Source organism: Mangrovibacterium sp. (assembly GCF_041596335.1).
Lineage (GTDB): Bacteria > Bacteroidota > Bacteroidia > Bacteroidales > Prolixibacteraceae > Mangrovibacterium.
Genome location: NZ_JBFHIT010000010.1, coordinates 37,430 through 62,310, shown reverse-complemented (window position 1 = coordinate 62,310; position 24,881 = coordinate 37,430). Strand labels below are relative to the sequence as shown.

General features: G+C 42.4%; 23 protein-coding genes. 14 read left to right on the top strand and 9 right to left on the bottom strand.

Annotation, left to right across the window (positions count from 1 at the left end):
- Nucleotides 1-2: 2 nt before the first annotated feature.
- On the bottom strand, nucleotides 3-1,583 hold the full coding sequence (locus ABZD21_RS05760) for an RNA-binding domain-containing protein (RefSeq protein WP_282593395.1): 1,581 nt from the start codon (nucleotides 1,581-1,583) through the stop codon (nucleotides 3-5).
- A gap of 43 nt (nucleotides 1,584-1,626) precedes the next feature.
- Complete coding sequence (locus ABZD21_RS05755; protein WP_372773584.1) at nucleotides 1,627-2,859, bottom strand: phage integrase SAM-like domain-containing protein; 1,233 nt, start codon at nucleotides 2,857-2,859, stop codon at nucleotides 1,627-1,629.
- 362 nt (nucleotides 2,860-3,221) lie between these two features.
- On the opposite strand from ABZD21_RS05755, the gene recR reads away from it, so the two are divergent.
- Genes recR through ABZD21_RS05740 form a run of 3 tightly spaced genes read left to right on the top strand, consistent with a single transcriptional unit; the run spans nucleotide 3,222 to nucleotide 6,331 of the window.
- Complete coding sequence (recR, locus tag ABZD21_RS05750) at nucleotides 3,222-3,848, top strand: recombination mediator RecR (protein ID WP_372773582.1); 627 nt, start codon at nucleotides 3,222-3,224, stop codon at nucleotides 3,846-3,848.
- A 9-nt stretch (nucleotides 3,849-3,857) separates the two neighbouring features.
- Nucleotides 3,858-5,807 (top strand): glycosyltransferase family 2 protein, encoded by a 1,950-nt coding sequence (locus ABZD21_RS05745; protein WP_372773580.1) that lies wholly within the window; start codon nucleotides 3,858-3,860, stop codon nucleotides 5,805-5,807.
- The gene (locus ABZD21_RS05740; RefSeq protein WP_372773578.1) at nucleotides 5,804-6,331 is read left to right on the top strand and encodes a GNAT family N-acetyltransferase; all 528 of its coding nucleotides are present in this window, start codon (nucleotides 5,804-5,806) and stop codon (nucleotides 6,329-6,331) included. Before ABZD21_RS05745 ends, ABZD21_RS05740 begins: the two co-directional genes overlap by 4 nt.
- On the opposite strand, the gene ABZD21_RS05735 is transcribed toward ABZD21_RS05740, so the two are convergent.
- On the bottom strand, nucleotides 6,326-6,796 hold the full coding sequence (locus tag ABZD21_RS05735) for a type I restriction enzyme HsdR N-terminal domain-containing protein (protein ID WP_372773576.1): 471 nt from the start codon (nucleotides 6,794-6,796) through the stop codon (nucleotides 6,326-6,328). The two genes, ABZD21_RS05740 and ABZD21_RS05735, sit on opposite strands and share 6 nt — an antisense overlap.
- A gap of 92 nt (nucleotides 6,797-6,888) precedes the next feature.
- On the opposite strand from ABZD21_RS05735, the gene ABZD21_RS05730 reads away from it, so the two are divergent.
- From ABZD21_RS05730 to ABZD21_RS05715, 4 genes are read left to right on the top strand one after another with little or no spacing between them, the layout of a single operon-like run.
- Nucleotides 6,889-7,659 carry an AMP nucleosidase gene (locus tag ABZD21_RS05730; protein WP_372773574.1) on the top strand — a complete coding sequence of 257 codons (771 nt, stop codon included), beginning with the start codon at nucleotides 6,889-6,891 and terminating at the stop codon, nucleotides 7,657-7,659.
- A gap of 16 nt (nucleotides 7,660-7,675) precedes the next feature.
- Entirely contained in the window at nucleotides 7,676-8,674 is a 999-nt protein-coding gene (holA, locus tag ABZD21_RS05725; RefSeq protein ID WP_372773572.1) for a DNA polymerase III subunit delta, read from the top strand.
- 9 nt (nucleotides 8,675-8,683) lie between these two features.
- A complete protein-coding gene (locus ABZD21_RS05720; protein WP_372773570.1) occupies nucleotides 8,684-9,292 on the top strand; it encodes a rhomboid family intramembrane serine protease in 609 nt (202 codons plus the stop codon).
- Nucleotides 9,293-9,321: 29 nt separating this feature from the next.
- A complete protein-coding gene (locus tag ABZD21_RS05715) occupies nucleotides 9,322-10,137 on the top strand; it encodes an aminotransferase class IV (protein WP_372773568.1) in 816 nt (271 codons plus the stop codon).
- Here the strand turns inward: ABZD21_RS05715 and ABZD21_RS05710 are convergent.
- The 3 genes from ABZD21_RS05710 to pruA form a co-directional block, all read right to left on the bottom strand.
- Nucleotides 10,126-10,719 (bottom strand): YqgE/AlgH family protein, encoded by a 594-nt coding sequence (locus ABZD21_RS05710; RefSeq protein ID WP_372773566.1) that lies wholly within the window; start codon nucleotides 10,717-10,719, stop codon nucleotides 10,126-10,128. The two genes, ABZD21_RS05715 and ABZD21_RS05710, sit on opposite strands and share 12 nt — an antisense overlap.
- 140 nt (nucleotides 10,720-10,859) lie before the next feature.
- On the bottom strand, nucleotides 10,860-11,225 hold the full coding sequence (locus tag ABZD21_RS05705) for a septum formation initiator family protein (protein WP_372773564.1): 366 nt from the start codon (nucleotides 11,223-11,225) through the stop codon (nucleotides 10,860-10,862).
- A 29-nt stretch (nucleotides 11,226-11,254) separates the two neighbouring features.
- Nucleotides 11,255-12,892, bottom strand: coding sequence for an L-glutamate gamma-semialdehyde dehydrogenase (gene pruA / locus ABZD21_RS05700; RefSeq protein WP_372773562.1), 1,638 nt, complete (start codon nucleotides 12,890-12,892; stop codon nucleotides 11,255-11,257).
- Nucleotides 12,893-13,156: 264 nt separating this feature from the next.
- Between pruA and ABZD21_RS05695 the strand changes: the two genes are divergently transcribed.
- Entirely contained in the window at nucleotides 13,157-15,163 is a 2,007-nt protein-coding gene (locus ABZD21_RS05695; protein WP_372773560.1) for an ATP-binding protein, read from the top strand.
- Here ABZD21_RS05695 and ABZD21_RS05690 read toward each other — a convergent pair.
- On the bottom strand, nucleotides 15,160-16,443 hold the full coding sequence (locus ABZD21_RS05690) for a DUF5103 domain-containing protein (protein WP_372773558.1): 1,284 nt from the start codon (nucleotides 16,441-16,443) through the stop codon (nucleotides 15,160-15,162). The genes ABZD21_RS05695 and ABZD21_RS05690 overlap by 4 nt on opposite strands.
- A 195-nt stretch (nucleotides 16,444-16,638) precedes the next feature.
- Between ABZD21_RS05690 and ABZD21_RS05685 the strand changes: the two genes are divergently transcribed.
- The 6 genes from ABZD21_RS05685 to nqrF are packed head-to-tail and all read left to right on the top strand — an operon-like array spanning nucleotide 16,639 to nucleotide 22,484.
- Nucleotides 16,639-17,991, top strand: a complete 1,353-nt coding sequence (locus ABZD21_RS05685) for a Na(+)-translocating NADH-quinone reductase subunit A (RefSeq protein WP_372773556.1) — start codon at nucleotides 16,639-16,641, stop codon at nucleotides 17,989-17,991.
- A gap of 26 nt (nucleotides 17,992-18,017) precedes the next feature.
- Nucleotides 18,018-19,181, top strand: a complete 1,164-nt coding sequence (locus ABZD21_RS05680; RefSeq protein ID WP_372773554.1) for an NADH:ubiquinone reductase (Na(+)-transporting) subunit B — start codon at nucleotides 18,018-18,020, stop codon at nucleotides 19,179-19,181.
- 18 nt (nucleotides 19,182-19,199) lie between these two features.
- A complete protein-coding gene (gene nqrC / locus ABZD21_RS05675; protein WP_372773552.1) occupies nucleotides 19,200-19,895 on the top strand; it encodes an NADH:ubiquinone reductase (Na(+)-transporting) subunit C in 696 nt (231 codons plus the stop codon).
- Nucleotides 19,896-19,901: 6 nt separating this feature from the next.
- Nucleotides 19,902-20,552: an NADH:ubiquinone reductase (Na(+)-transporting) subunit D gene (locus ABZD21_RS05670; RefSeq protein WP_372773550.1), complete on the top strand. Its 651-nt coding sequence runs from the start codon at nucleotides 19,902-19,904 to the stop codon at nucleotides 20,550-20,552.
- A 21-nt stretch (nucleotides 20,553-20,573) separates the two neighbouring features.
- A complete protein-coding gene (nqrE, locus tag ABZD21_RS05665; RefSeq protein ID WP_372773549.1) occupies nucleotides 20,574-21,191 on the top strand; it encodes an NADH:ubiquinone reductase (Na(+)-transporting) subunit E in 618 nt (205 codons plus the stop codon).
- A 21-nt stretch (nucleotides 21,192-21,212) separates the two neighbouring features.
- Nucleotides 21,213-22,484 (top strand): NADH:ubiquinone reductase (Na(+)-transporting) subunit F, encoded by a 1,272-nt coding sequence (gene nqrF / locus ABZD21_RS05660; RefSeq protein WP_372773547.1) that lies wholly within the window; start codon nucleotides 21,213-21,215, stop codon nucleotides 22,482-22,484.
- Nucleotides 22,485-22,995: 511 nt separating this feature from the next.
- Here the strand turns inward: nqrF and ABZD21_RS05655 are convergent.
- On the bottom strand, nucleotides 22,996-23,994 hold the full coding sequence (locus ABZD21_RS05655; protein WP_372773545.1) for a glycosyl transferase family 90: 999 nt from the start codon (nucleotides 23,992-23,994) through the stop codon (nucleotides 22,996-22,998).
- An 87-nt stretch (nucleotides 23,995-24,081) separates the two neighbouring features.
- Nucleotides 24,082-24,792, bottom strand: a complete 711-nt coding sequence (locus ABZD21_RS05650) for a YebC/PmpR family DNA-binding transcriptional regulator (RefSeq protein ID WP_372773543.1) — start codon at nucleotides 24,790-24,792, stop codon at nucleotides 24,082-24,084.
- Between the last annotated feature and the right edge of the window lie 89 nt (nucleotides 24,793-24,881).

Genomic DNA, 24,881 nt, shown 5'->3' with positions numbered 1-24,881 from the left:
GACTATTTCAACAATTTCTTTGCTTTTTCCGTTAGGTGATAGCCGCCAGTTTTAGGTGCTCCCCTAAATTCAATGATTTCTTTTTTCCGCAGCAAACGTAAGTATCGTTCAATAGTAGAAAGTCCTCTTTTTGTACGGGATGCAATCTCTACTGCATTCAGTCCTGCTACATTCGTAAGAATGCTTATGATGTCATAGACATTTTCATTTACACCCTCATTTACACCCTCATTTACACCCTCGCGAATAAGCCTTAAAACATTATCATGTTGACTGGCATTGGTTTTTACTCCTTTGTTTACACCCTCGCTTATTTCATCTTCTGCGAAGAAAGCGGGATGTATTGGAAGAGTTGTTATGAAGTAACTGTAATTCTCGTCGGTTTCAAATCGAGGTTCGGGCGAACCGTTCCTCTCCATTTCCCTGCGGATAATTGGAATCCCGGTTCCCCTGCCTTCAGTCATGTCCAATTCTTTCAGGAAATCGCCAATCCTCCGATTCCGATACCTTCGGTTATGAATTAGCCCTTTTTGAATCTCCTCCATTTTGGCACTTCGGTCAGGACCTCCCTGGTTGACGATCTCAATACAATCCGGTAAAATCCGTATTTCAACCGGTTCCCTGATTTCCCAATTTCTGTGATATAAGGCATTCACAACACTTTCCTCCAAGGCACGGAACGGGTAGTTCCAGACCCTTTGGGCTTCTGCCCGGTCAGGCAATTTATGGATTCGTTCTTTTAATACAATACTTTCCAGTTGGCCCAGTGCTTTTTGTATCTGCACATAAACCGGGCCCGTTATCGCTGGTTTCTCAAAAAATACAGGGTCGCCCAAGCCATTGGGAAATTCAACAATTTCGATTCGAGAATAGGGAAAGAACTTCTCCGGCCGGTAATTAAACATCATCAAGGCAATATTTTTGGGATAAAGCAATTCGCTGGGCCCGCTTATCAAATCCATTGCCCTGTAAATCTCATTAATGGGGGTGGTTTCAATTTGTTCTGCCAGGGAGCTGTTCACATTCTGTAAATATTCCCTGACTAAGAGCGGTGATATATCTTCAACACTTGCTTGCGTATTAATCCTGTCGTCGAACGGTGTTTGACGGGTGAGGCTTATCAATTCGTCGCGTTCGTCTTTGTCTGCCTGGACTGTACTTGCATATCTCCGGATGTAGTACCGGTGTTTTTTATTTTTCTTTACAGTTACATCTTCGGGAACCTCGTAAGGGCGCTGATTTCCTCCCGGAACCCATATGACCAGAATTGAAGCATCATCAATTGTTTCAATGCTGATTTTAGGATCGTAGTGAGGGTTGATCAATTTGTTGTATTCGACCATCTTCTTTTGAATAGCATCCAGTTCATCGACAGCAATACCGGTAACAGGACGTTTTGCCCTTCCTTTTTCTTCTTCAGCGCCAACAATGATATAGCCTCCACCAATATTCTCAAAATCATTGGCGAATGCACAGATTGTCCGATAAATCGCTGCCGGGTTCCATCCCTTTTTGTACTCTATCCGTTCACCTTCAACGATTTTTCCAGAAATCAACTTTTCAATATTAATGTGTATTGCCATGCAGGTTTATTTGGGTCTATAAAAATACAAATTTGAAAATCGTTTAATCGCCAAAATTCGTCAGAAAACTTGCGTTCTTAACCCGTTCTTCTTTTTCAAAAGAGGCCAAATAGTTTTCTGTCGTCTTCAAATCATTATGGCCTAAGCTTTCCGAGATATAGGCGATGTTTGAACCTGATCTTTTTAAAACAGTTGCGAAGGAATGTCGGGCAGAATAAGTACTTAATCCCTCTATACCAATGGCTTTCCCTATTTTTCGAAGGCGACGATTGCAATTACTTATAACATCCCTTGTCCTGGCCTTTATTCTTGCTGGCGATTCATCACCTTTGAGAAAGTTAAAGATGTAACTATCTGGGCTTTTGTCCTTATTCCCCCATCGCGTCATGATAGCCTCCATCTCCGTCGTTACGATAGCACTAATTCCCTTTTTTACTTTTGCCGTGGTTCTTGTCTTTGCTCTCATAAACGATATCTCCCCATTCTTTATATTCGAACGTTTCAATGTCAGCATATCCGCAAAGTTGATCCCATTACAGAGATAGGAGAAAAACCACATGTCCCTCGCATGTTCAATCGCCTCGCTACCATCAGAATAATTCACGAGCTGTTTAATCTGTTGTAGCGTCAATGCAAGCTTTCTTCCCTGTCCGGTCGGGATCTCATATTTCCCCCTACCAAAAGGATATTGACTTTCTTTAACAATATGAGCTTCTTTTGCAATGTTCATTACGGCTCGAATTGCCCGACATCTCATCCCCACTGTGGTATAAGACTTACCTTCCTGCAACAGATGTTTCTCGAATTTGCGCAACCAATCCGGAGTAACTGAATCGAAACCAATATTTTTGCCCGCAAATTTTTCAATACTTTTCAATGTATAGCTATAATACTCATGGCTGTTAATCTGTTCATTCCCGCGCAGGTTCTCTATTTTTAACTGAAAAGCTTGATTTAATGTATCACTTGCATTTTTCCCGAGGTAACTGTTTAATGCAGCCAGCGAAAAACCGCCTTCCCGTTCTAATTTTATTACAGCATCTTTTACTTTTTCGAACGAATATTGAATATCATCACGTACTGAAATCTTATTTCGACTTCTCGTTTCCGGTAAGTTGTCCCAATCATCTATGCTCATTTTCTTTCCTGTAGCGTAGTATTTTCGTACTCTTTTAAAAGTTACACGTATCTTTACAGGAAATATCTCTCCTTTCAATTCTTTGCGTTGATCAAGAATTGAGGCGACTGTTATTCCATTATTTGCATAAGTAAACATGGGCTCCTGATTTTTTCTGTGTGCAATAAAAATTCGCACACAATTTGCACACAAAATTAGTCTATCCATCCAAATTAAGCAAATAAGAAACAGTTCGCCTACCAACATAAAATACTACCCTACTGACAATTGCATAATAGATATAAAATTATAGAAATTAAAGAAACCAGATTCTTTCTGTTTCATAATCATGAGGTCGGCGGATCATACCCGCCTCTCGCTACTTGAAAAGGAATAGATGAAAATCTGTTCCTTTTTTTCATAGGACAAACCACATCCCAATCTCGCAGAAATTCCCCCCTTTATACGTTGAATTGAAATTCTCGTGTTATTTTTGACCTCTACTAAATTGGGATCTGGGTATGATGATTGAAAAATTTCCCTCACGATTGTTGGAAAATGCAGTAAACGAATTCTCCAAACTTCCGGGGATCGGACGAAAAACGGCTCTGCGACTGGTGCTGCATTTGTTGAAACAGGAAAAAAACGATGTTGAAATTTTTGGGAACAGCATCATCCAGGCACGAACAGAAATAAAACACTGCAAAGTTTGCCACAACATTTCCGACCACGATATTTGCAACATTTGCAGTCATCCCGACCGTACCGGCGAGATAATTTGCGTTGTGGAAACGATTCGCGATGTGATGGCCATTGAAAATACCCGCCAATTCATTGGACTCTACCATGTTTTGGGAGGCATTATTTCGCCTATGGACGGCATAGGCCCGGCCGACCTGGAAATCAACTCATTGATTGAGCGAGTTCGCGAGGGAAAGGTCAGCGAAGTGATTTTAGCACTCAGCACGACTATGGAAGGCGACACCACCAACTTTTACATTTATAAAAAGCTGAAGGAATTCAAAATAAAAATCTCAACTCTGGCTCGGGGAGTATCGGTAGGCGACGAACTGGAGTATGCCGACGAACTAACGCTTGGACGTTCTATTAAAAACAGACTCGATTTCGAGAACTCTCTGTCACAGTAAATCTACCCCATGAAACTATCGGTTATCATCGTCAATTACAATGTCAAGCATTTCCTCGAACAATGCCTATATTCAGTTGAAAAGGCCTTGACTGCCATTGATGGTGAAATCATCGTTGTGGACAACAATTCGGTAGATGGTTCCTGTCGGATGCTGCGTCAGAAATTTCCTTCGATCCATTTAATTGAGAACTCCGAGAATACCGGTTTTTCGAAAGCGAACAATCAGGCAATTCGGATTGCCCGGGGAGAGTATGTCCTCTTGCTCAATCCCGACACGCTGGTTGAAGCCGACTGCTTCTCCAAATGTCTGAGTTTCATGGACGACCGGCCGGATGCCGGGGCGATGGGCGTTAAAATGATTGACGGCAACGGTCGGTATTTACCGGAATCGAAGCGCGGACTTCCAACTCCCTGGGTAGCTTTCTGTAAAATCTTCGGACTAACGAGCTTATTCCCAAAATCAAAAAAATTCGCTTATTACTATCTGGGACATTTATCGGCCGACTCAATTCAGGAAGTTGAAGTCTTAGCCGGAGCCTTTATGTTCATGCGCCAATCGGCATTGAAAAAATCGGGCTTGCTCGACGAAACCTTTTTCATGTATGGCGAAGACATCGATCTTTCGTATCGAATCAGTCAGAGTGGATTCAGGAACTTCTATTTCCCCGAAACGACAATCATTCACTACAAAGGTGAAAGCACAAAAAAAGGCAGTCTCAATTATGTGAAATTGTTCTACAACGCGATGTTAATATTCTCGGAAAAGCACTTCTCTAACCGACACAACAAACTCTTTAATCTGGCCATTAAGCTGGCTATTTATTTCAAAGCCTTTTTATCTGTCTTCAACAATCTTTCCCGAGTGCTACTCTACCCACTTATTGACGCGCTGCTCATTATGTTGGGATTCTCCGTCCTGATTCCTTTTTGGGAGCACATTCAATTTGAGCCGGGCCATTTCCCGCCTCTATTCACGCAATATATTGTACCCGGATATGTTTTGATTTGGCTTATTTGCATCGGCCTATCCAAAGGGTACACCAATCCTGTCTCTCTTAAAAGGCTCATACGTGGAATTTTGGCTGGCACAATCGTCATTAGCTTAGTTTATTCATTTCTCGACGAAAGCTGGCGTTTTTCACGCGCACTCATTTTCCTCACATTTGGATGGACCCTGCTTACATTGACCATTACCCGAATACTTCTGAGCAAAACCGGGCGTGCCAACTTCCGCCTGCAGGAAACTCAGGCCAAACGAATTATCCTGATGGCAGGCACCGTAGAAGCCGACCGAATCCGGAAACTGCTTCAACTAAGCCAGTCGCACATCGAACTGATCGGATTGATTTCGCCCAATGATCAACTACCCGATGGCCAATATCTGGGGCGAAACAATCAAATTCGTGAAGTCATCGACATTCACAAGCCTGACGAACTGATTTTCAGCGGAAAAGATGTACCCTCTGGTCAAATTATTGATTACATGCTCGATTTAAATGGTCGAAATCTTGCATTTAAGATCGCACCCCAAGAAAGTTTCACCATCATTGGCAGCAACTCTCCGAACTCAAACAGTGAACTTTATCAACTGAAAGCCAGCCCGCTATCGACCAGAATGAACCGGATATTGAAGCGATGGCTCGATGTAAAAGTCGCATGCGTATTGCTTTTTCTTTACCCGCTTCTATTTTCAACGTTTAAAAACAGACGCGGATTGAGGCAAAACTGTGTGGATATAATTCGGGGCCATAAAACATGGGTCGGCTATGGCTGTCCTGCGGAATCAGATCCTCACCTGCCGACCTTAAAACCAGGTGTTCTATCACCGTCGTCCCCTTTTGAACCGAGCTTCGACGAAGCAAAAAAGCTGGAAAATGATCGCCTGTATGCGAAAAATTACCGACTTTTGAACGACCTGGAACTGATAGTTCGCAACTGGAAAAACTTAGGACGATGAACATTGCCGCACTTACCTTTGGAAAAATAAATCTTCGCCCGTTGGAGCCGGAAGATCTGGATTTGCTTTATAAATGGGAAAACGACAGCACCGTTTGGCAAATCAGCAACACGCTGACGCCGTTCTCTCGCTTCATCCTGAAACAATACATTGCCGAATCGCATCGCGACATTTACGAAAGCAAGCAACTGCGATTGATCATTCAAAATGAAAAATCGGAAGCAGTAGGTGCCATCGATTTGTTCGATTTCGACCCTTTTCATCAACGGGCCGGGATTGGCATTTTAATTCATGCCAATGAAAACCGCCAACAAGGATACGCCTCCGATGCAATCATGCTGCTGTGCCGATACGCTAAAGATACGCTGGGACTGCACCAACTATTTGCGAACATTGGCGCCAACAACCCAGCCAGCGTTGGCCTTTTCGAGAAATGCGGCTTTCAGCTTTCCGGCACTAAAAAAGATTGGTTGAAATTGCCTTCAGGAAGAATTGACGAATACCTTTACCAGCGAATTTTATAGATTCTCAACGCTGCAAAGCTCCATGAACGTTGGAATTTCCTGCAAGAAGCGATAATTCCGCTTTTCAAAATCGACCTGGCAACAGTAGTGATTCATTCCATTGGATACAATCAAATACGGAACTTCGAAGGTCAGATTATACCGCGCGATCTGGTCGAACGTTTTCTGCGTAATTTTAATTTCAGGTGCTTTAAACTCAACAATCATCAGCGGGCTCCGGCTTTTGTTGTACACCACCAAATCGGCTCGAAACTGGTTTTGATTTAATTTCAAACCTGCTTCTACAACCATCAACGAAGCCGGAAATCCCTTCTCATCAATCAGATAACGGATGAAATTTTGACGGACCCACTCCTCGGGGGTCAGCACCAAATATTTCTTCCTGATCTGATCAAAGATCTGGATTTTGCCTTCAACTTGCTTGGTACGGAATGAATATGTTGGTAAATTTAGCTGCGTGAACATTTAAGACAGTGCAAAGTTGTATTTTTGTAATTCTGAATACAAAAAAACGATTTATTTAGCTCCCCTACAATAAAGCAAAAAATTGATTGCGCATGAAGACAAAAAGAGAAATTGTTGACAACTGGCTCCCCAGATACACCGGACGAATGCTAGAAGAATTTGGCGAATACATTCTGCTGACTAATTTTCAGCTTTATGTGGATCTGTTTGCCGAACAGTTCGATGTGCCGGTTTTTGGCGAAGACAAAAATATGCCCAGCGCTACTGCTGAGGACATGACGATCATCAACTTTGGGATGGGTAGCCCAAATGCCGCTACAGTGATGGATTTGCTCAGCGCGATTATGCCAAAAGCGGTTTTGTTTTTAGGGAAATGCGGTGGATTGAAGAAGAAAAACAAACTGGGCGATCTGATTCTTCCGATTGCCGCGATACGTAGCGAGGGAACATCAAACGACTATCTTCCGGCAGAGGTTCCTGCGCTTCCGGCCTTTAACCTGCAACGAGCCGTATCAACCGCTGTCCGTGAAAACAAAATGGATTACTGGACTGGTGTTGTTTTCACGACAAACCGCAGGGTTTGGGAATTTGATGAACGTTTTAAAAAATACCTCAAGAAAACAAGAGCAATGGCCATCGACATGGAAACGGCAACAATATTCACGGTTGGTTTTGCCAACAAAATCCCGACCGGTGCACTCCTATTGGTCTCCGATCAACCCATGATTTCAACCGGAATTAAAACCGATGCGAGCGACAAACGAGTTACCACCGATTTTGTAGAAAAACACATTAAAATCGGCATTGAAGCACTCATCGAAATCAAAACAAACGGACGCTCGGTAAAACACCTTAAATTTTAAATATCCTACCACAAATATGACCTTCGACGACATTTTAGTAAACCTTAAAAAAAAGATATACCACCCCATTTATTTCCTGATGGGTGAAGAAAGTTACTTTATCGACCAAATCTCGGACTACATCAGCCAGCACGTGCTAACGGATGCCGAAAAAGGATTCAATCAACATATCCTGTACGGTAAAGACACTGACATCGACACGATTATTACTTATGCCCGGCGATTTCCAATGATGGCCAACCATCAGGTAATTATTGTGCGGGAAGCTCAGAATATTAAGAAAATAGAAGAACTGGAGGCCTATGTCAAGAACCCCCTCAACTCAACCATTCTGGTTTTGAACTATAAATACAAGAGCCTCGATAAACGAAAAACATTCAGCAAACTGGTCGCCCAGAAAGGAGTTTTATTCGAATCGAAAAAGATATACGACAACAAACTTCCGGATTGGATCAAATCGTACTTGGCAACCCGGAATTATTCCATTGTCCCGCAAGCTTCAGCGCTGCTCGCAGAATATCTGGGTACTGACCTGAGCAAGGTTTCAAACGAGCTGGACAAGCTGATCATTAGTTTGCCTGAGAATACAAAAATAACCCCCGACCACATTGAACAAAACATTGGAATTAGCAAGGATTATAATATTTTTGAATTGCAAAACGCTTTGGGAACCAGAAATGTATTAAAGAGCAACCAAATTATTAACTACTTTTCGGCCAACCCAAATGCCAATCCGTTTCCACGAACCATTTCCAGCTTGTTCCAGTTTTTCATGAAAATACTAACCTACCATTTTCTGGAAGACAAATCGCAAAATGCTGTTACATCGGCGTTAGGGGTTCATCCTTTTTTCACTAAAGATTACATTGCTGCAGCTAAGCAATTCCCGATTAAAAAGGTTGTTGAAATCATTTCAACCCTGCGTGAATTCGACATGAAATCGAAAGGACTTGGCAATGTTTCGTCCACCCCCGGAGATCTTCAAAAGGAAATGATTTACCGAATTTTACACTAAAAACAGACTATGACACTAATAATTATTGCCATCACCTGCCTGGTATCGATCATGGCTTTTAGCCGCCCCGATCTGGTTGACAAATTGCAGTTCAACGCCAGCAAAACGGTCCATAAAAACGAATACTACCGTCTGATTTCGCATGGTTTTGTGCATGCCAACTGGGAACATCTGCTCGTGAATATGATTGTACTCTATTCATTTGGCTCGGCCATTGAAATGATTTTTGACGTGCGACATGGACGCATGGCCAATGCCTATTTTCTGATTCTTTATTTTGGGGGCATGCTGTTTTCAAACCTCTACGCATTAATCAAGCAACGAAACAACTACTATTATAATGCCGTAGGGGCATCGGGCGCTGTATCAGCAATCTTGTTTGCCGCGATCTTTTTCGCGCCATGGAGTAAAATTTACTTTTTTGGCATTATCCCCATCCCCGGAATTGTGTTTGCCATTGTGTACCTGATTTACTCGTACTACATGAGCCGTAAGCAAAACGACAATATCGCCCATGACGCCCACTTTCTGGGCGCTTTGTTTGGGTTCATCTACCCAATCCTACTTAGTCAGGATAATTATCAACTGTTCATCGATAAATTATTCCGGATCATATAAACCAAGCAGAACCGCAACCAATACGATTCATGTCCTATATCCTATTCAACGGAACTTTTCACCCGCCGGAGGGAAAATTATTTTCGCCGCAAACATTAAACGAGCTACTGTTTCGCGACAAATTGAAGATGATTAAAAGCAAACTGTTGTTTTGGGACGAACACCTGAACTTGTGGCAACTCCATTTTCAGCTTTTTAGAATCGCTCTACCTGACTTCATAGCGAACAATGGGAAAGAGCTGAGGCGGCAGATCGAACGCTGCCTTGTTAAAAACAAATGCTACAAAAGCGCACAAATTCAGCTGACTTTTTTCAATACGGGAAAAACAATCAGCTACTTAATCGAACTGGAACCGGAAGCTGATTCCGCCTACCCTTTCGATGCTGATGGCTATTCTGTTCAATTATTTCACCAGATTTACAAATCAGACTCTCCGCTTTCCTCCCTTTCCACCGGATCTGAAACACTATGGGAAATAGCTAGAACAGCCATCCCTGGCCGAAAAGAAATCCCCATTATCATGGACAGGAATCAAAATTTGCTTGAAGTTCCGGGAGCCAATCTCTTTTTGGTTCGGGAAAATCAACTGCTGACTCCCAATCGTGATGAAGGAACATACATCAATCCGGCCAAAAGAGTAGTCGGACAGATTGCGCAAAAAATACAAATGGATTTTGATGAAACAAACACAATTCGGGAAGATGATTTACGACAGGCTGATGAAGTTTTCGTTGCCGATGATATCCGGGGAATCCGCTTTATTCGGGCATTCGGAATGAAACGCTATTATAAAAAAACAACCAGCTCAATTGCTGAGGAATTCAACCGTCTGTTAGTTCAATGAGGGATTTTCCGGGAAATTCTCCCAAATAAGGTATTTACCGCCAATTGCACGGACGTTGTCGAGCCAAAATTGTTTCCGCTGCTCGACTCCCATCACATTTTCTTCTTCAATCTCGGATACCAACCAACTGTTTTCCTGAAGTTCTTCTTCCAACTGACCACTATCCCAGCCGGAATACCCCATGAAAAAGCGAACATCACCGGGTTGTACAGTGCCTAGTCTGATTTTACTTTTAAGCTGTTCGAAGTCGCCTCCCCAATAAAGATTTTCTTTGATTGGGATACTACCTGAAATCTCATTCCCGAGTGAGTGGATAAAATAAATGGAATCTGTACTTACCGGTCCACCAATATAAACCTCGGCATCAAACTCCGGAAAGTCCGGCACAATTTCCTGAATCTGATATTCAACTTTCTTATTCAATATAAATCCAATCGCTCCTTTGTCGCTATAGGCAACCAACAAGATGACCGACCGGTTAAAATAGCTACCCGACAGGAAAGGTTCAGCAACCAATATTCGGCCCTTTTGTGGCTTTACGTGATTGGTTTCAATTTTAAATATGTTGATATTCAGCTTCATAATTTGAATCAATTTAAAGAAAAAACTTTGATATATCAAACTAAATAAAGCCTGTTCTGAAACAAATCAGCATTGGTTCACAATTTCATAACTCTCTGGTTATAAATTTTTAGCATTGATGGTCTGATTCGGGAGGGTATTTATTCAACCACTACGAAAACATCTTCGTTTTCTTTTCGCATCAGGAATTGTTCACGGGCGAACTTTTCCAGGTTCTTTTGATTTGTCTGAAGTTCCTGAATTTTCAACTGATCGGCTTCAATTTTCTCATTCAGAATTGCTTTCTGTTCAACCAATTGCTTCAACTTCGCTTTACTACGCATATGTTGAACGAGGTTGTGCTCGTTGATTAGAAGAATGTAAACCAAAAAGATCACCACGGTGATGCCCCATTTTGTCAATAATCTTTCCCGAACCCATTTTGGTGTTTTCAACATCGCTTTTAATTGATTTAGCACAAAAATAGCGACTCTGACGGCAATAAAAAAGGAGATGCTTAAAATCATCTCCTTTCATTATCAACTATTTTTGGTTTTTATTCCCGATCGGGTAAAAAATTTGGATACATATAGTCTTTCGGCGATACAAAAGTTTCTTTCACTGTGCGAATTGAAGTCCACCGAAGCATATTGAAGACTGAACCAGCCTTGTCGTTTGTACCCGATCCCCGGGCTCCGCCAAAAGGTTGCTGGCCAACAACAGCGCCGGTGGGTTTATCGTTGATGTAGAAGTTTCCGGCAGCATTTTCCAACCATTTGGTAATCTTCTCAATATTATACCTATCCTGCGAAAATACCGCTCCGGTGAGCGCATAGATAGATGTCCTGTCCAGAATCGCCAGCGTTTCATCCATCCTTTCATCCTCATAAACAAAGACTGTAAGCACCGGGCCAAAAAGCTCTTCAACCATTGTAATGTAGTCTGGTTTTTTAGCCAAAATCACTGTTGGTTCAATAAAATAACCGACAGATTTATCATAGCCCCCACCGAATATTACTTCCGCATCCGGACTTTTTTTGGCAGCGTCAATATATGAAGCCAGCTTGTCGAACGATTTTTCGTCGATCACTGCATTTACAAAATTCGTAAAATCTTCAACCGGCCCCATTTTTACTGTTGCCAGTTCTTTCCCAAATCGCTCGCGCACCTCGTCCCAAATACTTTCCGGAACATACACCCGTGAAGCTGCCGAACATTTTTGACCTTGATATTCGAATGCCCCGCGCAACATGCCAATTGCCAGGCTTTGCGGATCGGCAGTGGGGTCGGCAAAAATAAAGTCTTTCCCGCCGGTTTCGCCAACAATGCGCGGATAGGATTTGTATTTGAAAATATTCTCGCCAATTGTTTTCCATATATTTTGAAAAACAGCGGTTGATCCGGTAAAGTGTATCCCGGCAAAATCAGAGTGATTGAAAATAACATTTCCGGCTACGGGTCCTGAAACATAGACCAGATTAATAACACCAGCCGGCAACCCAGCTTCCTGCAATACCTCCATAATTACGGCTGCCGAATAAACGGCTGTATTCGATGGTTTCCAAACAACCGTGTTCCCCATCATAGCCGGAGCAGAGGGCAGGTTGCCTGCAATTGCCGTAAAGTTGAATGGTGTCAGCGCAAATACAAAGCCTTCGAGCGGACGGTATTGGTTGTAGTTCCAAATTCCGGCAGCAGACTCTGGTTGCATCTGATAAATATCCATCATACACTTCACGCCGAACCTCAGAAAATCGATAATTTCACAAGCCGAATCAATCTCAGCCTGGAAGACATTTTTTCCTTGCCCCAACATAGTCGCTGCATTTAGCTTATCGCGATATGGACCGGCGATCAGATCTGCAGCCTTGAGGAAAATCGAAGCACGATGCTCCCAACTTAGATCGGCCCACTGTTTTTTGGCCTCCAAAGCTGCATCAATCGCCATTTGCACATGCGACGAATCCCCTTGATAAAAATAAGCCAAAGTATGCTTGTGGTCGTGTGGCGGCGAAACACGCATCCGACGGTCAGTCGTCACTTCCCGACCACCGATAATCATCGGCAGTTCGGCTTCGATCGAACGCATTTCTTCCAATTTTGCCTTTAAACTCTTTCGCTCGGGCGAACCGGGAGCATACGTTTTTACCGGCTCATTTTTTGCAATCGGTAAGTTGAAAATTCCTTTTGCCATAATTTTAAAAATCTGATTATTAAAGTATTCCTATCGATTTAATCCTCTGAATTACAAATCTAATGAATACACTTGCCCTATTCCCTAATAAAAATCAGCTTTCAAAATTTGTCGGGATTAAAAGTGAATCGGAATTTTCCAGAAATTAAAAATCATTATATTTAGGCGCATCTTTTAAGATCACTCATGCGCGCACACATAAATCAGCTGATTTCAAAACTGTATTCTTTAAACTTAAGCGAAAGAAAACGCAAAATAATTGGGTTGTACATTACGTATACAGCCATGTTTATTTATAGTTCTTTCAGCTTATTTCAAAGTCTGACCGGCATTTCAACCGACCCTTGCATTCCTGGGGATGCATCGTTGATGGCTTTGTCGATAATCGGGCTATATAGTTTGCTCAACAACCACCTGAACGTTTCAATCAACTGTATTTATTTCATCGTTTTTCCGGTTTATTTTTACTTCATATCGGAATCCTACGCCGTAATGCCGATCCATTTAACCATTCAATTTACACTTTGGTCGACGATTGCCGGCTTAATGGCTTTGTTGTTTTTCAGCAACAAGCGGCAAAAAATTAGCTTGTTTTTTGCCCTCGCCGTCGCTACACTCGTCCTGCACATCGTTGAATCAGATCGTCTGAATCTGATAAATTCAATCTACTGGGATCCCATCGACTACACACTAAACCCATTACTGGTTCTGACAACTGTCTTTCTAATTTGCTTTATCACAGCATACTTCTTCGAGCAGAACATGAAAGAATTAAAAGACAAGATGGGCGAAAGTGAAGAGCAAATCAACCAAACCCTACGCCAGCTTCAACAGGGTTTTATGATGTTGAAAATGAATCGCGACGAAATGGGGAGCATCGTAAACCTCGAAGTACTGAAAGTTAATCAGGCATTTGAAACACTCTTTAAAATTAATGCCCGCGAAGTCAGGAATGTTGATGTATCTATAATTTTCCCTAAAATTTTTCGCGATTCGTTTGATTGGGCCAACTTTTTCCTCTTTCCCAAAAAGAAGAAAACGGAACTTCATATTGAGCATTTGAACAAATGGGTTGAGCTGACAACGTTTTCGCCCGCTAAAGATCACATTGCATGTCTGTTTCACGATGTGACGGCAAAACAAAACGCAATCGCAAGTCTGAAAGAAAGTCGGAAGCGCTACAAAGTATTGCTGGAAGCCATCCCCGACCTTTTCTTTATTATTGATAAAGATGGAATCTATGTTGATTTTGTCGTCAAAGACTCGGAATTGATTCAGATTAATCCGGACGATATTATTGGGAACTCGATATTTGAAGTTGGTTTTTCGGAGAAGATGTCGCGGAAGATCTTTCAATTCATTCAGGATGCAATTCGTTTTGACTCGATTGAAACGATTGAGTATGCGCTGGAAGTAGAAAAAGGGACCGCGATGTTTGAAATGCGAATCGCAAAACTGGATGACAATTCAGTTATAACAATCGCAAGAGATATTACCAAACGCAAAATGGCCGAAATAAGGCTGGAAGAAGCCAAGATTAAAGCCGAGGAAGCAGACCTGCTTAAATCGGCATTCCTGGCTAATATTTCGCACGAAATAAGGACCCCTATGAACGCGATTATTGGTTTTTCGCGTATGATTGGGTCGCCCGATTTCGACTCAGAGGAAAAAGATCGCTTTATCGAGATTATTGTCAGCAACGGACGTCTGCTGATGGAAATGATCGATGACATGATCAGTATTTCAAAAATAGAAAGCAATCAGGTTGTCGTGCGCAAAGATTTCTGTAAGATTAACGACATCATGATTGATTTGTATCGTGAATACAGCATTGAAGTTCGAAACAAGCCGATCAAACTAAAACTAAACAACGAAAACGCAAACCCAAAATTTGGGGTTGTTACGGATCGTCATCTGCTTAGTGAAATCCTGAAAAAACTGATTGATAACGCCATCAAATTTACCTACGAAGGAGAAGTTGAGTTTGGCTATGAAATGCTTGGTAAAGACCGGTTGAAATTCTTCATTCGTGACACGGGAATCGGCATTAACAAAAACCATGTCGACCGGATTTTTGAGCGTTTCCACCAAATTGACAACAAAACCACCCGAAAACATGAAGGAACGGGTCTTGGTCTGGCCATTGCACAGCATTATTCGGTTGTATTGGGAGGCAAAATCGAAGTTGAGTCAGAAATTGACAAAGGCTCCGTTTTTTCTTTCAGTATTCCGTTTGAAAGTGGCGATGGAATGTTGACGATCGTTCGTTAATACTTGGAGTTTATCTGATGAAATCCAACCAGCTCGTCAAACCGGCCTGAAAATCCACGATAGTAAACAAAAATCTGATAGTCATTTTCTGTTTCAACGTGACTTCCCTCCAACACGGTTTCATCAGCCTGCTTTCCGCCCTGTGGGACATACACATATTGAAAATTGTAATACCCCTGCTTCAGCAATAAAGTCAATTCATATTGCTTTCGTTCGGCAATCCAACTCATCTCGTTTTTCTCGCTGGCACTCCATTCGGTTAAAGCACCGAACACATTCACCGAACCTCCGACCAACGGCACCGGCACGGCTAACGTAAAATGAACAAATCCGTAATCGCATTCTGTATCCGGATCGTTTATCCGATCCTGACTTTCGATGGTGTAATTTCCATTGAGCTCGCGATAGTTGAAATATTTTTTATTTGAACGAATCTCGTCGGTCGACAAAGTAACATGATTGTACCCTTGAAACTGTTCAATCTTAGCCACATTTTCGCCATTATACGTCCACGAGCGAATGTCAAAATAGCGGAACTCGTTACCTCCGGCAAACACATTCTCTTTATCGTAATTATAAACCAGCTGATTTTCACGGACGAACAAGGGCTTCAAATCACGAATTGACGAATCCCAGCGGCGATTTTTCATGACCACCACCTTTATCTCCTGAAAAGGATCAACAATGCGCAAACGCGGGTGAGAAATGGCAAAGTCGACCTCCTGATTGTCTCCGTTGTAGGGATCGAAAGTTGCCCGTTTGACCTCTGCCGCAATCTCCACTTTGGGATTCAGCACATAAAACCGCCGGCTAAGGACGAGCTTTTCCCGATCACCATCTTCATAAACCAACAAAATATAATTTCCCGAGTAATTTATTTGAACCCGATCATTGGGAATGCTTAACTGGTAATTGGTGTAGTTAACAGTCGTATTGAAACTTAGCGCATAATCCTCCAATGGATTTTCAACAAAACCGTTCAGATATTCACTCTGTATAACATATGATTCGTTCCATTCGGCATCGCAATGCAAAATGGTGTAACTATAGTTCCGGCTTTCTCCCGACAGATCGTCAAATTTCAAGAGCAAGCGTTCATCAGTACCTAAAGTCAGAACAGGGATCGACAATACGCTGCCTTCAGAAAATAACTGCACCGACTTAATATCCGGATTAAAAACTGCGTCGCTGTATTCTAAATTACCGGCCGTTTGTGCCAAAGAACTTAATGAAAAGATAACGCATCCGCAGAACTGCAAAAAAGAGACTAAATACTTCATTTTAGATCGAAATCAGTGATTTTTCGGATTGATAAGTGCTTTAATTGCCAATGCCACAACTAACAATTCCCGTTATGGAGAAATCGTGTTAATCAATTGATTAATCACACCCTTGATTCAGAACAAAGATTGTGAAAAGTTTTTAATAATAATTACTTTTGCTACCCATTAAAACTAAAACAACAAGGGATTACAATGTCAAAGCATTTTAAATTAAAACGCGGATTGGATATCCGGTTGAAAGGTGCTGCCGAAGCCATTCTAGAGAATGCTCCTGCCCCTGCAACCGTTGCCCTTAAGCCAATTGATTTTCCAGGCTTAACTCCAAAATTAAGTGTGAAGGCTGATGCCCAGGTAAAAGCTGGCGATGCGCTGTTTTTCGACAAATACAACCCCGAGATTTTATTTACCTCTCCTGTTAGCGGAACTGTGAAAGCAGTCGTTCGCGGAGAGCGTCGTAAAATCCTGGAAGTTGTGGTTGAAGCAGACGCTAAAAACGAATTCGCCACTTTCACCAAAGCTGACCCGCTGAAACTTAGTCGCGAAGAAATTACCGGGCAATTATTAAACAGTGGACTTTGGCCATTCTTCAAACAACGTCCTTACGGGATCCTGGCCAAACCGAGTGATCAACCAAAAAATATCTTCATCTCAGGATTCGACTCAAGTCCGTTGGCTCCCGACTATGAATTTATTTTCAAAAATGACCTTTCATCAATTCAAACCGGAATTAATGCATTGAGCAAGCTAACAGAAGGAAAGGTTCAACTTGGACTTTCTTCGAAAACAGCCAACAGCATTTTCGGCGGTTTGAAAAACGTGGAGGTAAACACCTTTGCCGGCCCGCATCCAGCAGGAAATGTGGGAATCCAAATTCACAAAGTTGCACCCATTAACAAGGGCGATGTGGTTTGGACCATTTCAATGCAAGCTGTGGCGTACATTGGTCGTTTGTTTGAAAACGGCATTGTTGATCTCAGCAAAATCATTGCTTTAACCGGCTCTGAAGTTAAAGCACCTAAATACGTCAAAACCATCCATGGCGCCGAAATAGGCACATTGGTAAAAGGTAAAACCAAAAACGAAAATTCAGAACGCCTTATCAGTGGCAACGCGCTTACAGGAAGGCAAGTTGACACCGATGATTATTTGGGCTATTTCGCACAACAAATCACCGTTATTCCAGAGGGCGACCATTACGAATTTATGGGATGGGCTGCTCCGGGTGTCGGGAAATTCTCTGCATCAAAGACATTCTTTTCCAGCTTATTGCCGAAAAAAGCATACACGCTCGATGCAAACCTGAATGGTTCGGAACGGGCATTTGTTGTTTCCGGTCAATATGAAAAATTCCTTCCGATGGATATTTTACCAGTCTTTCTGCTTAAAGCAATTCTGGCGAACGACATCGACAAGATGGAACAACTAGGTATTTACGAAGTGGTTGAAGAAGACCTTGCGCTATGCGAATATGCTTGTACTTCAAAAATTAAAGTGCAGCAAATATTACGCGAAGGATTGGCAACTATGGTAAAAGAAGTGGGATAAACGATTGCTTTAAAAAAAGAAATTCAATGAAAGCGATAAGAAATTTTTTCGAAACGACACAGCCTCATGTACAAAAGGGCGCCAAATTCCATTGGCTGCACTCCACGCATGACGCTCTATTTACGCTATTCTTTGTACCAAAGAATACATCAAAATCGGGAACACACATTCACGATTTTATCGATCTGAAACGAACCATGGGACTTGTTGTTCTAGCGTTGGTTCCAGCCTTACTTTTTGGCATGTACAATGTTGGCTACCAACACTTCGGTGCTCTTGGCCAATTAAGCACAGCTGGATTCATGGACATGTTCCTGTTTGGTTTGCTGAAAGTTTTACCCATCATTATTGTTTCGTACGGTGTTGGTTTGGGTATTGAATTTATTTTCGCGCAATTCCGCGGCCACGAAGTAAACGAAGGTTTTCTGGTATCGGGACTATTGATTCCGATGGTTATGCCCGTAAACACACCGCTGTGGATGGTTGCCATTGCTGTGGCATTTGCAGTCATTTTCGGTAAAGAAGTGTTTGGCGGAACCGGAATGAATATCTGGAACCCGGCACTAGTGGCACGTGCATTCCTGTTTTTTGCCTATCCCGGACAAATGTCCGGCGACTCAGTTTGGATCTCTGCCTCAGGTGTTGAAAAGATGGTTGATGGTTTTACAGGAGCAACTCCAATGGCATTAGCAGCCGCCGGAAATGCTAACCCTGTTAATACCTGGGATGCCTTTATTGGTTTAATTCCCGGATCAATTGGAGAGACCTCAACTCTCGCGATATTGATTGGCGCGGCAATCCTAATTATTACAGGTATCGGAAACTGGAAAATCATGGTATCAACCATTCTTGGAGGTATCACCATGGGAGTCCTTCTGAATGTTTTCGCGGGCGACAATATCTATATGTCACTTCCTTTCTACGATCACCTTATTATTGGAGGATTCGCATTCGGTGCGATTTTCATGGCTACCGACCCTGTTTCTGCGGCCCAAACCGATAAAGGAAAATGGATCTATGGATTCCTGATCGGAATTCTGGCAATCCTGATCCGAGTGGTGAACCCAGCGTATCCGGAAGGTATGATGTTAGCCATTTTATTAATGAACACCTTTGCTCCATTAATTGACCACTACGTTGTTGAAGGCAACATTAAACGGCGGTTGAAACGGGTAAAAGCAACTATTTAACCTACAAAGACGACAAAAATGGACAGGAATAGTAATGTTTATACATTTATTTATGCCTCGGTAATGGTGATTCTGGTTGCTGCCATCCTTTCGGTTGCTGCATTCAACTTAAAACCATTTCAGGCTAAAAATATTGAAATTGAGAAAAAGCAAAACATTCTTGCGTCGGTAAATATTGCAGCAACAGCTGTTGATGCCGAACAAATTTACAGCGAGAAGATTGTGAACTCATACATTGTTAACTCAAAAGGCGATCTAGTAGACGGTGATGCCTTTACCGTTGACATGAAAAAAGAACGGGCCAAAAAAGTTGAAGACCGCGCATTGCCGGTTTTCGAATGCCAAATAGACGGAAGCGTGAAGTACATTTTGCCGCTATACGGAGCTGGACTTTGGGGACCGATCTGGGGATACATTTCACTGCAGGACGACATGAACACCATTTATGGTGCAACATTCGACCACCAAGGTGAAACGCCCGGACTAGGTGCCGAAATTTCAACAACAATTTTTCAAGACCAGTTCAAAGGCAAATCCATCTTCGATCAGGACGGTACGCTGTATTCAATCATTGTTGCCAAATCAAACGAAACGGCTCCAGCTGAGCATAAAGTTGATGCCATTTCTGGTGGCACCATCACTTCGAAAGGGCTACAAACTATGATTGAAGATGATTTAGCTGCTTATAAAGCGTTTTTCAACCAGAAAAAATAGAAGAAAATGAGCGATAAAGAAAAATTATTTTCGAAAAAAAATCTGGGTCTCTTAAGCAATCCGCTTAATAGCGACAACCCCATTACAGTGCAAGTACTGGGTATTTGTTCTGCCCTTGCGGTTACAGCCCAGTTAAAACCGGCTATTGTTATGGCCATTTCGGTAACTGCAGTACTTGCTTTTGCCAACGTAATTATTTCACTTTTGCGCAACACGATTCCAAACCGGATTCGCATCATCGTTCAGCTGGTTGTTATTGCTGCTTTGGTAATTCTGGTCGACCAGGTGCTCAAAGCATTCGTGTACGATGTAAGCAAGCAATTATCAGTATTCGTTGGGTTAATTATTACCAACTGTATCCTGATGGGTCGCCTGGAAGCATTTGCGCTGGGCAACAAACCGTGGCCATCATTACTCGACGGTATTGGGAACGGTGCCGGCTATGGTGCAATTCTGGTTATCGTTGGTTTCTTCCGCGAATTATTAGGATCAGGAAGTTTGTTTGGTTACAAACTAATTCCTGAAAGCTGGTACATCGCTAACGGAGGATTCTATTCAAACAACGGGATGATGATTTTGCCACCAATGGCTCTGATTACTGTTGGAGTTATTATCTGGGTGCAACGTAGCAAAAACCGGAAACTAATTGAAGACTAATAAAGAAATCAAAGATACGATATGGAAAATCTGATTAATATATTCGTCAAATCGATCTTTATTGATAACATGGTATTTGCATATTTCCTCGGAATGTGCTCCTATCTGGCTGTATCAAAATCAGTAAAGACCGCAACCGGTTTGGGTGCTGCTGTAATTTTCGTTTTGGCAATTACACTCCCGGTTGACTACCTGCTTGAGAACTATGTACTAAAAGAAGGTGCTATGATTTGGCTGGGGCCTCAATTTGCAGACGTAGACCTGAGCTTCTTATCCTTTATCATGTTCATCGCTGTTATCGCGTCAATGGTACAGTTGGTTGAAATGATCGTTGAGAAATTCGCTCCGGTTCTATACACTCAGTTGGGTATCTTCCTTCCATTGATTGCCGTAAACTGTGCGATCCTCGGTGGATCACTCTTCATGCAGCAAAAAGCGTTCAACAATATCGCCGAAGCAACAACCTACGGATTGGGATCCGGAATTGGCTGGTTTCTGGCAATTGTAGGTATCGCTGCTATTCGCGAAAAAATTAAGTATTCTCAAATTCCAGCTCCCTTGCGCGGATTAGGTATCACGTTTATCGTGACCGGTTTGATGGGCTTGGCGTTCATGGGATTCATGGGAATTAAACTATAAACTGACTTAAAATTGAGTACTATGATATTGTTAGCCTCTCAATCAACAGTTGTTTTAACCAGCGTTATCATCTTCCTTTTGGTGATTATCCTGTTGGTGGGCATCCTGTTGTTTGTCAAAAAGAAATTAACTCCATCCGGATCGGTGAAGATTGACATCAACGATGGATATATGGAGATGGAAACAGAACCGGGCAGCACGTTGCTGTCTACTCTGAGCAACAACAAAGTTATTCTTCCATCAGCCTGTGGTGGTGGTGGTACTTGCGGTATGTGCCGTTGCCAGGTTACCGAAGGTGGAGGTTCAATTCTGCCGACAGAAACCGGCTTCTTTACCCGTAAAGAACAAGCCGATAATTGGCGTTTGGGTTGCCAGGTGAAGGTGAAAGAAAACATGAATGTGCATATTCACCAGGAAGTTTTAGGTGTGAAGAAATGGGAATGCGAAGTGGTTTCGAACCGCAACGTGGCTACCTATATTAAAGAGTTCGTAGTGAAACTGCCTGCGGGCGAAACACTCGACTTCAAATCAGGTGGTTATATCCAAATTGATGTGCCTAAAATTGATGTGGATTTCAAAGATATGGACATCGACGAACAGTTCCGTCCGGAATGGGAACAGTTCAACATGTTCGACCTGAAGATGAAAAATCCGGAGCCAACGTTCCGCGCTTATTCTATGGCCAACCACCCTGCCGAAGGAAACATCATCATGTTGAACATCCGTATTGCAACACCTCCGTTCGACCGAGTAAATGGTGGATTCAAGAAACTAAATCCAGGTGTTTGTTCTTCTTTTATCTTCTCGCGCAAGCCAGGTGATAAAGTAACCATCTCAGGTCCTTTCGGTGAATTCTTCCTGAAAAATAACGAAAGTGAAATGATGTTTATTGGTGGTGGAGCCGGTATGGCACCAATGCGTTCTCACTTGTTCCACCTGTTCCACACGGTGAAAGAAACAAAGAAAAATGTTACTTTCTGGTATGGTGCCCGTTCATGGAAAGAAGTGTTCTATTATGAGCAATTTAAAGAAATTGAGAAAAACTTCCCTAATTTCAAATTCCATCTGGCACTTGACCGTGAAGATCCGGAAGCCGACAAATTGGATATTCAATATAAGACAGGTTTTGTCCACAATGTGATTTACGACAACTACCTGAGGCAACATGAAGAACCTGAAGAAATCGACTTCTACATGTGTGGTCCACCAATGATGAACTCGGCGGTGCAAAAAATGCTTTACGATTTAGGCGTTCCCGATGAAAACGTTCTGTTCGACGACTTCGGAAGCTAAATTTCAGTATTGAAACATATATCAAAGAGCCGTTCCATAATAGGGAATGGCTCTTTTTTTTGCGTGCATGGCACCGAACATGCCTTCGAGTACGATTAAAAACTCAGCGGCTGACGTTACGTCTTCAAAACGGCATATAAACTGAAAACATCAGTATGTAGACTCCATCGTTTAACCTTGATATTTGTAAGCAATAACCTGGGAGTGGGCTCACCCTTGGTTGGCTCTTTGGCAGCCATCAATTAACGGGGAGCTAAAATTTCGGGATTCAGGAATGAGATGAGAAACCGAGCCCTAATTTCAATAGAATACTTCAGTGGAAAGTGTGTCAATCCAAAAATCGCAGATGCCAATAAGCTGGCATATTCTCACATCAATCGGAGCATTAGCTTTAGCCCCTTTAAACGAATGCCGGATCCCCTCCGATTTGTAAGTCCGATTCGGTGCAAATAAGTTAAACGCTCGATTATACAGCCCGAACTGAGGCCTTTCGAATGCAAGACGACTCCCCTTACTGCCCGGTTTTCTCGAAATACTTTTGGATCACCATCAACGAGATCAGCTCTTCCTGCTTTTTATTTTGAAACTGCTTGACGTAATTATTCGCGTTTCGGACAATCTGCAAGGCTTCATCAGGATGTTCTATAAAATACTGTAACCGTTCTTCCAAATCACTATAATCAGCCTTAATCTCAACATAGTGAACGTTTGGCTTCAAAGTTCCTTCCATAAACCATGTTTCGTAAACCGGCTTAGGCATTACCGCCAGCGAATTCGACGACATCACCCATTTTAGATTGGTTGCAACATCAAAACCCTCAAGGCATAAAATGAATTTATAGTTCAGATGCTCCCGCAAGGTCATTTTCCCAACTTGCCACTTGTGACTATTCTCATTGGTATTAATCTGCCCAAGATTACAAAGCGGGTGCCCGAAGTACATTTCCAAAAATCGTTTCCGGTGAGGCTGCTTAGCATTTGACCGCCCGACAAGCATATCTTTTTTTCTGACAAACGAAACCGGATCCTTAATGAACAAAAAATGCCTCACTTTATCTAAATTGAGAAGCACCGAATTTCGATTATCTCCCTCTATTGGCCGGCTTTTGGTGAATGCGGGATAATCTGGCACATGGATGATATCCCCAAATAGAAAATCAGCACTTTTCCTAAAGCTGAAAAAACGCATAAACTCATAGCTGTCGAAAAAGTACACCCGTTGTTTTTCGGGCAACCTGAAATCCGCCAACTTCGTTAATTGATCTTTAACGTCCGAAACCTCAGTTAGTTTATTGTAATAACTCACCCGAGTTTCAAGGTAATCCTGATCAAACTTCCGAACCTGACCTAGCCTTCGTTCCAAAATATTTTGCAGTACTGCACGTGGCATCAGAAAGCGGGCAAACGCTTTGAGGTAATAATAGGGCTTCACGTTCCTTTGCATGAGATCCCAATAACCGCAGTAAAGCTTATATAGTTTATCGTCTGGCTGTGCAGGGTCAACTGACATTCCCATGTAATTAAGTGATTTCAGGTTAGTGAAAAACGCTACAAACTCCGCCCCCAAAAAATGGATGCGGAGTTTGCACGGTATTTATTAGGCAATATTGGTAAACACATGCTGAACATCGTCATCCTCTTCGATTTTGTCCAACAGTTTTTCGATATCTTCCAATTGTTCGTCAGAAAACTCAACCGGTGTGGTCGGGATTCGTTTCAACACAGCTTTGCTTAGTTCGATCCCTTTATCTTCCAGTGCTTTCGAGAGACTTCCAAACGCGGTATAATCGCCGGTTACATACACAATCCCTTCTTCTGCCTCTATCTCCTCCAACCCGGCATCAATCAACTCGAATTCGAGCTCTTCAATGTCAATGGAATCGGTTTTTGCGAACTCGAACACCGCTTTACGAGCAAACATAAATTCTAGAGATCCGGTAGGAACAAGCCCTCCTCCCGATTTATTGAAATACGATTTTACGTTTGCAACGGTGCGGGTTGTATTGTCGGTGGCACATTCAACAAATACCAGCACCCCATGCGGGCCTTTTCCCTCATAGTTTACTTCAGTAAAGTCTGATGCATCTTTCCCGGCTGCCCGTTTAATAGCTGAATCAATGTTATCCTTCGGCATATTCTGCGCTTTCGCGTTTTGGATAGCGGTACGCAATTTGGCATTCATATCCGGATCTTGTCCGCCTTCTTTTGCTGCCATTGTAATTGCTCTGGATAACTTCGGAAAAATCCGCGACATGTGGCCCCAACGCTTTTCTTTGGCTGCCCGGCGATATTCAAATGCTCTTCCCACGGGATATCTATTTTAATGAATAAGATTTTTAACGGCACAAAAATAAAAAATACTTCCTTGAATCAGCCATTATTTTAGCGAATTTCCTC

Excerpts from the sequence above, each read along its gene's own strand:
- ABZD21_RS05760 (WP_282593395.1), bottom strand. The coding sequence starts at position 1,583 with ATGGCAATACACATTAATATTGAAAAGTTGATTTCTGGAAAAATCGTT.
- ABZD21_RS05755 (WP_372773584.1), bottom strand. The coding sequence starts at position 2,859 with ATGTTTACTTATGCAAATAATGGAATAACAGTCGCCTCAATTCTTGAT.
- recR (WP_372773582.1), top strand. The coding sequence starts at position 3,222 with ATGATGATTGAAAAATTTCCCTCACGATTGTTGGAAAATGCAGTAAAC.
- ABZD21_RS05745 (WP_372773580.1), top strand. The coding sequence starts at position 3,858 with ATGAAACTATCGGTTATCATCGTCAATTACAATGTCAAGCATTTCCTC.
- ABZD21_RS05740 (WP_372773578.1), top strand. The coding sequence starts at position 5,804 with ATGAACATTGCCGCACTTACCTTTGGAAAAATAAATCTTCGCCCGTTG.
- ABZD21_RS05735 (WP_372773576.1), bottom strand. The coding sequence starts at position 6,796 with ATGTTCACGCAGCTAAATTTACCAACATATTCATTCCGTACCAAGCAA.
- ABZD21_RS05730 (WP_372773574.1), top strand. The coding sequence starts at position 6,889 with ATGAAGACAAAAAGAGAAATTGTTGACAACTGGCTCCCCAGATACACC.
- holA (WP_372773572.1), top strand. The coding sequence starts at position 7,676 with ATGACCTTCGACGACATTTTAGTAAACCTTAAAAAAAAGATATACCAC.
- ABZD21_RS05720 (WP_372773570.1), top strand. The coding sequence starts at position 8,684 with ATGACACTAATAATTATTGCCATCACCTGCCTGGTATCGATCATGGCT.
- ABZD21_RS05715 (WP_372773568.1), top strand. The coding sequence starts at position 9,322 with ATGTCCTATATCCTATTCAACGGAACTTTTCACCCGCCGGAGGGAAAA.
- ABZD21_RS05710 (WP_372773566.1), bottom strand. The coding sequence starts at position 10,719 with ATGAAGCTGAATATCAACATATTTAAAATTGAAACCAATCACGTAAAG.
- ABZD21_RS05705 (WP_372773564.1), bottom strand. The coding sequence starts at position 11,225 with ATGATTTTAAGCATCTCCTTTTTTATTGCCGTCAGAGTCGCTATTTTT.
- pruA (WP_372773562.1), bottom strand. The coding sequence starts at position 12,892 with ATGGCAAAAGGAATTTTCAACTTACCGATTGCAAAAAATGAGCCGGTA.
- ABZD21_RS05690 (WP_372773558.1), bottom strand. The coding sequence starts at position 16,443 with ATGAAGTATTTAGTCTCTTTTTTGCAGTTCTGCGGATGCGTTATCTTT.
- ABZD21_RS05685 (WP_372773556.1), top strand. The coding sequence starts at position 16,639 with ATGTCAAAGCATTTTAAATTAAAACGCGGATTGGATATCCGGTTGAAA.
- ABZD21_RS05680 (WP_372773554.1), top strand. The coding sequence starts at position 18,018 with ATGAAAGCGATAAGAAATTTTTTCGAAACGACACAGCCTCATGTACAA.
- nqrC (WP_372773552.1), top strand. The coding sequence starts at position 19,200 with ATGGACAGGAATAGTAATGTTTATACATTTATTTATGCCTCGGTAATG.
- ABZD21_RS05670 (WP_372773550.1), top strand. The coding sequence starts at position 19,902 with ATGAGCGATAAAGAAAAATTATTTTCGAAAAAAAATCTGGGTCTCTTA.
- nqrE (WP_372773549.1), top strand. The coding sequence starts at position 20,574 with ATGGAAAATCTGATTAATATATTCGTCAAATCGATCTTTATTGATAAC.
- nqrF (WP_372773547.1), top strand. The coding sequence starts at position 21,213 with ATGATATTGTTAGCCTCTCAATCAACAGTTGTTTTAACCAGCGTTATC.
- ABZD21_RS05655 (WP_372773545.1), bottom strand. The coding sequence starts at position 23,994 with ATGTCAGTTGACCCTGCACAGCCAGACGATAAACTATATAAGCTTTAC.